The organism is Skermanella sp. (genome assembly GCF_059503625.1).
The window spans coordinates 1-8,213 of the sequence record NZ_JCACHA010000859.1; the positions used below are offsets into that span (position 1 = coordinate 1).

Annotated in this window: 12 protein-coding genes and 1 tRNA gene; 7 read left to right on the forward strand and 6 right to left on the reverse strand. The window is 63.8% G+C overall.

Annotated features, from left to right (window positions below):
• Positions 1 to 58: 58 nt before the first annotated feature.
• Positions 59 to 553: a DinB family protein gene (locus AC5JJ6_RS31170; protein WP_496045773.1), complete on the forward strand. Its 495-nt coding sequence runs from the start codon at positions 59 to 61 to the stop codon at positions 551 to 553.
• Here the strand turns inward: AC5JJ6_RS31170 and AC5JJ6_RS31175 are convergent, their stop codons facing one another.
• The 5 genes from AC5JJ6_RS31175 to AC5JJ6_RS31195 form a co-directional block, all read right to left on the reverse strand.
• Positions 554 to 955, reverse strand: a complete 402-nt coding sequence (locus AC5JJ6_RS31175; RefSeq protein ID WP_496045774.1) for a gamma-butyrobetaine hydroxylase family protein — start codon at positions 953 to 955, stop codon at positions 554 to 556.
• Between the two features lie 2 nt (positions 956 to 957).
• On the reverse strand, positions 958 to 1,194 hold the full coding sequence (locus AC5JJ6_RS31180) for a Trm112 family protein (RefSeq protein WP_496045775.1): 237 nt from the start codon (positions 1,192 to 1,194) through the stop codon (positions 958 to 960).
• 34 nt (positions 1,195 to 1,228) lie between these two features.
• Positions 1,229 to 1,894 carry an LON peptidase substrate-binding domain-containing protein gene (locus AC5JJ6_RS31185; protein ID WP_496045776.1) on the reverse strand — a complete coding sequence of 222 codons (666 nt, stop codon included), beginning with the start codon at positions 1,892 to 1,894 and terminating at the stop codon, positions 1,229 to 1,231.
• Positions 1,891 to 2,814, reverse strand: a complete 924-nt coding sequence (locus tag AC5JJ6_RS31190; RefSeq protein ID WP_496045777.1) for a tetratricopeptide repeat protein — start codon at positions 2,812 to 2,814, stop codon at positions 1,891 to 1,893. The genes AC5JJ6_RS31185 and AC5JJ6_RS31190 overlap by 4 nt, the downstream gene beginning before the upstream one ends.
• A 111-nt stretch (positions 2,815 to 2,925) precedes the next feature.
• A complete protein-coding gene (locus AC5JJ6_RS31195; protein WP_496045782.1) occupies positions 2,926 to 3,417 on the reverse strand; it encodes a prolyl-tRNA synthetase associated domain-containing protein in 492 nt (163 codons plus the stop codon).
• 245 nt (positions 3,418 to 3,662) lie between these two features.
• On the opposite strand from AC5JJ6_RS31195, the gene AC5JJ6_RS31200 reads away from it, so the two are divergent.
• The 6 genes from AC5JJ6_RS31200 (at position 3,663) to AC5JJ6_RS31225 (ending at position 7,455) form a co-directional block, all read left to right on the forward strand.
• Positions 3,663 to 3,737, forward strand: a tRNA-Gly gene (locus AC5JJ6_RS31200).
• 173 nt (positions 3,738 to 3,910) lie between these two features.
• Positions 3,911 to 4,234, forward strand: a complete 324-nt coding sequence (locus AC5JJ6_RS31205) for a helix-turn-helix transcriptional regulator (RefSeq protein ID WP_496045778.1) — start codon at positions 3,911 to 3,913, stop codon at positions 4,232 to 4,234.
• 20 nt (positions 4,235 to 4,254) lie between these two features.
• On the forward strand, positions 4,255 to 5,049 hold the full coding sequence (locus AC5JJ6_RS31210) for a HipA domain-containing protein (protein WP_496045783.1): 795 nt from the start codon (positions 4,255 to 4,257) through the stop codon (positions 5,047 to 5,049).
• Complete coding sequence (locus tag AC5JJ6_RS31215; protein ID WP_496045784.1) at positions 5,049 to 5,183, forward strand: HipA domain-containing protein; 135 nt, start codon at positions 5,049 to 5,051, stop codon at positions 5,181 to 5,183. The genes AC5JJ6_RS31210 and AC5JJ6_RS31215 overlap by 1 nt, the downstream gene beginning before the upstream one ends.
• 237 nt (positions 5,184 to 5,420) lie before the next feature.
• Complete coding sequence (locus AC5JJ6_RS31220) at positions 5,421 to 6,275, forward strand: oxidoreductase (protein WP_496045779.1); 855 nt, start codon at positions 5,421 to 5,423, stop codon at positions 6,273 to 6,275.
• Between the two features lie 151 nt (positions 6,276 to 6,426).
• The gene (locus tag AC5JJ6_RS31225; protein ID WP_496045780.1) at positions 6,427 to 7,455 is read left to right on the forward strand and encodes a TRAP transporter substrate-binding protein; all 1,029 of its coding nucleotides are present in this window, start codon (positions 6,427 to 6,429) and stop codon (positions 7,453 to 7,455) included.
• Positions 7,456 to 7,848: 393 nt separating this feature from the next.
• Here AC5JJ6_RS31225 and AC5JJ6_RS31230 read toward each other — a convergent pair.
• Positions 7,849 to 8,213 (reverse strand): hypothetical protein (locus AC5JJ6_RS31230; RefSeq protein ID WP_496045781.1); only part of this gene is annotated, 365 nt, incomplete at its 5' end.

Sequence of the window (8,213 nt, forward strand, 5' to 3'; positions counted from 1 at the left end):
GACGATCTGAACAAGCCGCGCTATACAAGGCGCGGCTTTTCGATTCCGGACCTCCGTCATGACTCCCGATCACTTCCAGACCTTCGCGCGCTACAACGCCTGGGCCAACGACCGGCTCTACGCCGCCTGCGCCCAATTGTCCGACGCGGACTTCAAGGCCTCCCGCCAAGCCTTCTTCGGATCGATCCTGGGCACGTTGAACCACATCCTGGTCGGCGACCGCGCTTGGCTGGGCCGTATCGAAGGCGTGCCATCCGGAATCAGCCGGCTGGATGAAATCCTGTTCGAAGATCTGGCGGGATTGAGACAGGCGCGCAAGGCGGAGGACGAGCGTATCGTCCGTCTCGCCGGGACCCTGGATGCCGAAGCTCTGACCCGTGATCTGGTCTACCGGACCACCGCCGGCGTCGAGCATACCACTCCGCTGGTCTGGGTGCTGTCCCACATGTTCAACCACCAGACCCATCATCGCGGACAGGTCCATGGCCTGCTGTCGCAGACGACCGTCAAGCCGCCGCCGCTCGACCTGATCTTCTTCCTTCGGGAACGCTGACTATCGCGGATCGCGTTTCAGGCCGCGCTTTTCAAGCTCCGCCAGATACTCGGCCCAAAGCTCGTCCTGGTGCAAGCCCAGCTCGTACAGGTACTTCCACGAGAAGATACCGCTGTCGTGCATGTCGTCGAACTGGATCCGGAGCGCGTAGTTGCCGACCGGCTCCAGCCCCATGATGCCGACATGGCGGCGGCCCGACACCGTCTGCTTCTGGCTCGGGTTATGACCCTGAACCTCGGCGGACGGGCTTTCCACCCGCAGGAACTCCGCCGGCAGCGAGAACTTGCGGCCGTCGTCGAACTCGATCTCCAGCCGCTTTTCAGCCTTCTTCAAGCGGACCTCGACCGGCCAGTGCTGCGTGCCGAATGGGTCGGTGGCAAACGACTCGCTGGGTCCCGTCATGATCAGTGACCCGTCTTCGGACCTGAGGGATGAGCCGTATCGGCGTCCAGCGTCCGGGCCTCGTCCACCAGCATGATCGGGATGCCGTCACGGATGGGATACGCCAGACCGGCGCGCTCGCTGATCAACTCCTGCGCTGCCGCGTCATAGGACAGCGGCCCCTTGGTCAGCGGGCACACCAGAATTTCCAGCAGCTTCGGATCGACCTTGGCGGTCGAGCCCGATTTGGTATCGCTCACGTCCTTATCCCTTCAAAATATCGGCACCGCCGTATCAGTGCCGCGCCATGGTATCGCCGCCGCGCTTGTCCAGCACGGACATTTCGATGATGGCGACCATCATGCTCGCCCGTTCCGACAGGGACCCGCACTCCAGCAGGGCCTGCTTCTCCGACGGTTCGAACGGACAGATCATGGCGAGCGACGTCACAAGCCTTTCGTCCGGCGTGGACTCCACGGCGTCCCAGTTGGCCGAGATGCCCTGGATCTTGAAATATGTCCGCAAGCCCTCGACCAGCCGCGCCCGGTCGAACAGGGCGGGACCCGCCTCGTCCAGATCGGCGGCGAACCGCTCCCACGAGACGTCGACGCGGCGGTAGCCGCGCACGATCGGCAGTTCCCGCACCGTCTCGAACCGGCAGACGCCGGTCAGCGTGATCAGGTACCGGCCGTCGTCGGTCTCGCTGAAGCTGGTGATCCGGCCGGCGCAGCCGATCGGATAGACCGGCGGCACGCTGGCGCGGCTCAGGGGGTCCGACGGCTGGATGATGCCGATCATCCTGTTGCCGGCCAGGGCGTCTTCGGTCATCGCCAGGTAGCGAGGCTCGAAGACGTTCAGCGGCAACTTGCCGCGGGGCAGCAGCAGCACCCCGGTCAGCGGGAAAATCGGCAGGATTTCCGGCAGTTGGTCGAAGGTTGGGTCGAACGGGTTTGGGCTCATGAAAATAAGATAGATGACAACTTCCGTCTTGCCATGAGGGTAAGCTTGTCAGTCGGCCCAAAAGCCTCGAAAAATTTCACGAGCTGCTTGCGGGCCTGCTGCTCGTTCCACTCGCGGTCGCGCCGGACCAGTTCCAGCAGCTCGTCGACCGCCTCTTCCCGCTTGCCGGAAGCGTAATGGGCCATGGCAAGGTCGAAGCGGGCCTCGTGGTCGTTGGGATCGGAGGCCAGCCGGGCCGTCAGGTCGTCCACCGGACCGACCGAAGCGCTCTGCTCCGCCAGATCGAGCGAGCTGCGCGCGGCGACGACCTCGGCGTTCTTCGCCTGCTCCGGCGTGGCGCTGTCCAGCAGCTGGCGGGCACGGGCGAAATCGGACACCGAGATCAGGCAGCGGGCAAGGCCCGCAAAGGCCGGGGCATTGGTCGGCTCGTGCTGAAGGATCTGGTTGTAGATGCTGCTGGCGGTCGAGGCGTCGCCTGCTTCCAGTGCTTCGGCCGCGGCTTCCAGCGCCTCTCCCAGACCGTCGTCCTCGGCGCCGCCACCCATCTTGATCAGCCGGTCCACGAATTGCTTGATCTGGGACTCGGGCTGTGCGCCGGCGAAGCCGTCGACCGGCCGGCCCTGGAAGAAGGCGAAGACCGCCGGGATCGACTGGATGCGGAGCTGGCCCGCGATCTGCGGGTTCTTGTCGATGTCGATCTTGACCATCCGCACGGCGCCCTTGGCGGCGCGCACGTTCTTTTCCAGCAGCGGCCCGAGCTGCTTGCACGGCCCGCACCAAGGCGCCCAGAAATCGACGATGACCGGGACGGTGCGCGACGCTTCCATGACGTCGGCCATGAAGGTGGCGTCGCTGCTGTCCTTGATCAGGTCGGCAGGTTGCTGAGATCCGGCGCCGGGCGCGTTGAACATAGTCTGCATGGGTGCGTCCTGTTTCTTCTTGGAAAGCGGCTGCGAGTGCGCCTGAGTCTGAGGTTCGCGATTACATGAGCCTTGCCGGATCAACCCACAAGGCCGGAGCGCCGGGGAGCGTCAGGCAAGGTCGGCAATCTGCGCTTCGTGACCCGTGGCGCGCAAGAATTTCAGCAGGTCGGCGGACCGGATCGCCGTCGTGCGGCCATTGTCCAGCGGGTGGTAGTTCAGCAGGTCGTGCGCCATCATCGCCTGCTCCAGCACCACCGTCACGCGGTGCTCCGTGTCGTTGACGACGGCGAACGGCGTCACCGATCCCGGCCGCACGCCCAGCACTTGCCACAGCAGGTCGCCATTGCCGAACGACAGCCGGGCGGAGCCGATGCGCTTGTCCAGCGTCTTGAGATCGACCTTGCTGTCCTCCAGCGCCACCACCAGCCACAGCCGGCCCTTCTTGTCCTTCAGGAACAGGTTCTTGCAGTGGCCGCCGGGAAGAGTTCCCCTGAGCGCCTGCGCCTCTTCCACCGTGAAGACGGGCGGATGGGTATGGGTCGTGGTCGCGATGCCCAAGCCGTCGAGATAGGCGACGAGCGCCTCCGGCGATGTCGGCATCGGGACTAGCTCTGGGGCTTGATCGGGCGTCTGGTCGGCTTGAGGCGCTTGGTCGACGTGGTCGGGCATGACGGCAACCTTGATGTTCCGGCTGATGGGGCGGCGCAGTTATAGCCCGAAGCGCCGGGACGGCAAACCGGTGCCATCGCGCAATCGCCGGAAAAGCAAAAAAGAGCCTTGCAAAGGCATCCGGCATCCGTATTATCCGCGCTCACCGCTGGTCATCACCCGGACCAGCCGCCAATGCGGGCGTAGCTCAGGGGTAGAGCACAACCTTGCCAAGGTTGGGGTCGAGGGTTCGAATCCCTTCGCCCGCTCCAATTCCTCATCACATTATCTGACCGGACCGGAAGCCCCAGCGGGGCTTTTTTTGTTGCGTGCTGAACGATACCGGCGTCGTCTGTCGTCGCTCGCCGACTTTCCCAATTGTCGCCGTTCGTCGACTTCTATACGATGTAGCCGATCGATGACATGTCGTTCGGGGATCCCATCCATGCTGGCCCGCAATGCTACGGACATCGGCCTCATCATGCGGGAGCGCAGGCGCAAGCTTGGGCTGGATCAGGGCGAGCTTGCGCGGCGGATCAAAGTCAGCCGCCAGTGGATCGTGGAAATCGAGAAGGGCAAGCCACGCGCCGAGATCGGCCTCGTCATGCGGGCGCTCGACGCCTTGGGCCTGCGCATCTCGATCGATACGGGAGACAAGATAGAAGCCGGCAAAACCGACATCATCCCGTCGGTCGATCTGGATGAACTTCTGGACGACATCATGCGTGACGATTTCCCGATCGATGATCCGGGCAGGAAGCTGCCATGAAATCGGAACTGGCAGCATTCATGGCAGGCCGCGTCATGGGAACCGTGACACAGGACAGCCGTGGACGCTTGACCTTCACCTATGACGAGGGCTGGCGTGGCGCGCAGGGCTCATGGCCGCTGTCGCTTTCCATGCCGCTCGCGGTGGCCGTCCATGACCATAAGGTGATCGAGGCCTTCCTCTGGGGGCTGCTCCCTGACAATGAAATCGTGCTGGGGCGCTGGGGCAGGCGTTTCCAGGTATCGGCGCGCAATGCCTTTGCTCTCATGGCCCATGTCGGCGAAGACTGCGCCGGTGCCGTGCAACTCGTCAGGCCGGAACGCATGGAGGTGCTTCTAGGCCAAGGTCCCGGTGAGATCGAGTGGCTCGAAGAGGCGGACATAGCTGAACGGCTCCGCATTCTGCGCTCCGATCACTCCGCTTGGCGAGGTCCCGCGGATGCCGGCCAGTTCAGTCTGGCCGGCGCTCAGCCTAAGACGGCCCTTTTTCATGGAGAAGACCGTTGGGGAGTGCCGGCGGGACGTATGCCGACAACACACATCCTCAAGCCACCGACCGGCGAGTTCGATGGTCATGCCGAGAACGAGCATTTCTGCATGAGTCTCGCCCGTTCCATGGGTTTCCGCACCGCACGGTCGAAAGTGCTTCGTTTCGAGGATGAGATCGCAATCGTCATCGAGCGCTATGATCGCCGATGGACTGGTGCGGGCCTTGTCCGTATCCATCAGGAAAACATCTGTCAGGCGCTAGCTCTGTCGCCCAACTTCAAATACGAAAACCAGGGGGACCCGGCGCACGCGCAATCACCCGGCTAATCCGGTCGTTCTCAAGCCGGCCCGACGAGGATGTCCAAAACTTCGTCGATGCGCTGATCTTCAACTGGCTGATTGCCGGAACGGATGCCCACGCGAAGAACTATTCGCTGCCGAAGGCCTCGGCCATCCCCTGACGAAGCGCCTGGAAACAGAGCTGGTGACAAGGGTCCGCCGCTGTACCGGATCGCTGCCAGACTGATCTCGTCGAACGATCGGGATTTCCAGGGCAACTCTCAAAGCCAGCGCCTGTTTGACTGCGGGTAACGCCTGCGGAGAGGCGGCGGTTCTGCAAGACTTCCATCTGCAAGACTTCCAAGCGTCTGCCGCCCAAGCGTTTGCCGCCGGCGTTTTCGGCAATAGGGAAGAGATGCATGACGTCCGACACTTCTCCGGTCTGGTTCATCACCGGCTGCTCCACCGGCTTCGGCCGCGAACTCGCCAAGCTCGTGCTCGATCGTGGCTGGCGTGTCGTCGTGACCGCCCGCGACATCGATCGCGTGCGGGATCTGGCCGACGGCCATAAGGAAAATGCGCTGGCTCTGGCGCTGGACGTGACCGACGCCGGTCAGGTCGCGGCTTCGGTGAAGGCTGCCGAAGACCGTTTCGGCACCATCGACGTGCTGGTGAACAACGCCGGCTACGGATATCAGGCCCCGGTAGAGGAAGGCGACGATGCCGAGATCCGCGCCATGTTCGAAGCCAACGTGTTCGGGCTGGCCGCGATGATCCGCGCGGCACTGCCGGGCATGCGGGCGCGCAGGCGAGGGCACATCGTCAATATCTCGTCCGTCGCGGGCTTCGTCGGTTTTCCGGGCTCCGGCTACTATGCGGCGACCAAGCATGCGGTCGAGGGGCTTTCGGACTCGCTGGCTCGGGAAGTCGAACCGCTCGGCATCAAGGTCCTCTGCGTCGAGCCCGGCCCCTTCCGGACCGACTGGGCCGGCCGCTCCCTGAAGCAGACGCCGAGCCGGATCGCCGATTATGCCGAGACCGCCGCGTCGCGCATGAAGGCGACCTCCGGCATCAGCGGCAAGCAGCCCGGCGATCCGGTACGCGCCGCCGCTGCGATGATCAAGGCCGTGGAGGCGGAAAACGCGCCGCGCCATCTGGTCCTCGGCGCCTTCGGCGTCGATGCCGTGCGCGGTAAGCTCGTCAGCGTCATCGAAGAGATCGACGCCTGGAAGGAGACCAGCCTTGGAGCGGACTTTCCACCCGATCCTTCCTGAACTCGTGCTGCAATAAGCACTGGCCAAGCGGGACTTTAAATTACCGCCGTGCCGCAGCAATCGCGACGATGCGGCGTTTCTCCTTCGACGAAGCTTTGCGGCCGGCTCCATCGCCACAGGGGCCGATCGCGCACGTGTGGGGGAGGGGTAAATGAAGATTCCGGGAATTTCGCACCTGACGCTGTGCCTCGGTCTGGCGTTCGTCATCATGACGGGCGCCGCCGATCCGGTCCGTGCGGAGATCAAGTCGCGCAGCATCAAGATGCCGATCGTCAACAATATCGAGCATCCGCAAGGCGTCGGGGCCAAGAAGTTCGCCGAGCTGATCGAGCAGAAGAGTGGCGGAAAGATCAAGGTCCGGGTCTATGCCGGCGGTACCCTGGGCGGCGAGCAGCAAGTCGCCTCGGCGATGCAGGGCGGCACGATCGAGGTCTCGATGATGGCGCCGGCGCAGCTCGTCGGCAATTTCAAGGACTTCCTCGTGCTCGACTTCCCGTTCGCCTTCGCGAACGAGCGGGAGGCGGACATCGTGCTCGACGGACCGCTCGGCCGGAAGCTGCTGGAGCCGATGCCGGCACGGGGGCTGGTCGGGCTAGTCTATATGGAGCAGGGCTACCGCAGCATCACCAACAGCAAGCGGCCGATCACCAAGCTGGAAGATATCCAGGGATTGAAGATCCGCACGATCCTGAACCCGCTCTACATCGACATGCTCAACGCCCTGGGCGCCAATGCCGTGCCGATGCCGTTCCCGGAGCTGTATACCGCCCTTGAAACCGGAACGGTGGACGGCCAGGAGAACCCGTATTCGACCGTCGAGGCGTCCAAGTTCGACGAAGTGCAGAAGTACTTCAGCAATACCAGGCACATCTATAATTCCCAGTTGCTGATGGCGAGCAAGAAGTTCTGGGATTCTCTCTCGGACGAGGAAAAGAAGATCTTCGAGGATGCCGCCGTCGAAACCAGGGATTACCAGCGCAGGGTCGCGCGTGAGATGGATGAGAAGTCCCGCGAAACGCTGGTCAAGAACGGCATGCAGATCAACGACATAGCACCCGAGGAAATTGCCCGCATGCGGGAGAAGGTCAAGCCGGTGGTCGAGAAATACGCGGCCCAGGTCGGCGAAGAGCTGACGAAGGAGCTTTACGCGGAAATCGAGAAGGCGCGCGCGCGGCAGTAGCGCTTTCCATCCCTGGCGGGTCGGCAGCGACTCCAGCCCAGCCCTCGATCCTTGGAGCTTGGGTCCTCCGGGTAAAGCCAATAGGCCGCCCAGGCTCCAAGGACACCGGAGGCTATCACGTAGACCCGGCTTGCCCATGTCGCGGCAGAGGCCGCGGATCAGTTCGCCCAGCCTGCGCGCCATGGTGACGTCCAGGCCGGAATTCGGCCCGTCGAACAGAAAGACCGGCCGGTCCGCGAGCAGGGTGCGGGCGATGGCGAGGCGCTGCCGCTGGCCGCCGCTCTACCGGCTTCAGGTCCCATTGCCGCGTGCGGAAGATGTCGATCAGCGCACCGGCGTTGGCGCCCAGCATTTCCCACACCAGCGGTTCAACCCGGTTCAGCACGAGGGGCATCATCTGCCCACGACACGCTGGTTCAGCCGGATCGTGTTGCCGACTTCGTCGATCCAGCCGACCAATGCCAGGTCCAGCGTCTCGCCGACGTGTTCGCGCGAGTCTTCAAGGACGGTGCGGACGGCACGTTCGAAGCTTTTGCGGTTGACCACCGTATCCAGTTGGGCGAGCACCAGGTCGATGATGGTGAAGATCGACTTGGCGACGATGACGACGAACACAGGACCCCCGGTCAGGGCCGCGGGTATGCCGAAGGAGAACAGGGCAGACGGGGGATCGGGCGGCGGACTTAGCCGGACTCCGAGACCTGCGGCGTCCGCCGCGTCTCGTCCAGGCGCCGGGCCAGTTGCTCGGCGAACTTCGC

Bases quoted from the DNA above. Each gene is read 5' to 3' on its own strand.
- AC5JJ6_RS31210 (WP_496045783.1), top strand. From the start codon at position 4,255: ATGGCAGGCCGCGTCATGGGAACCGTGACACAGGACAGCCGTGGACGC.
- AC5JJ6_RS31195 (WP_496045782.1), bottom strand. From the start codon at position 3,417: ATGCCGACATCGCCGGAGGCGCTCGTCGCCTATCTCGACGGCTTGGGC.
- AC5JJ6_RS31170 (WP_496045773.1), top strand. From the start codon at position 59: ATGACTCCCGATCACTTCCAGACCTTCGCGCGCTACAACGCCTGGGCC.
- AC5JJ6_RS31205 (WP_496045778.1), top strand. From the start codon at position 3,911: ATGCTGGCCCGCAATGCTACGGACATCGGCCTCATCATGCGGGAGCGC.
- AC5JJ6_RS31175 (WP_496045774.1), bottom strand. From the start codon at position 955: ATGACGGGACCCAGCGAGTCGTTTGCCACCGACCCATTCGGCACGCAG.
- AC5JJ6_RS31185 (WP_496045776.1), bottom strand. From the start codon at position 1,894: ATGAGCCCAAACCCGTTCGACCCAACCTTCGACCAACTGCCGGAAATC.
- AC5JJ6_RS31190 (WP_496045777.1), bottom strand. From the start codon at position 2,814: ATGCAGACTATGTTCAACGCGCCCGGCGCCGGATCTCAGCAACCTGCC.
- AC5JJ6_RS31220 (WP_496045779.1), top strand. From the start codon at position 5,421: ATGACGTCCGACACTTCTCCGGTCTGGTTCATCACCGGCTGCTCCACC.
- AC5JJ6_RS31225 (WP_496045780.1), top strand. From the start codon at position 6,427: ATGAAGATTCCGGGAATTTCGCACCTGACGCTGTGCCTCGGTCTGGCG.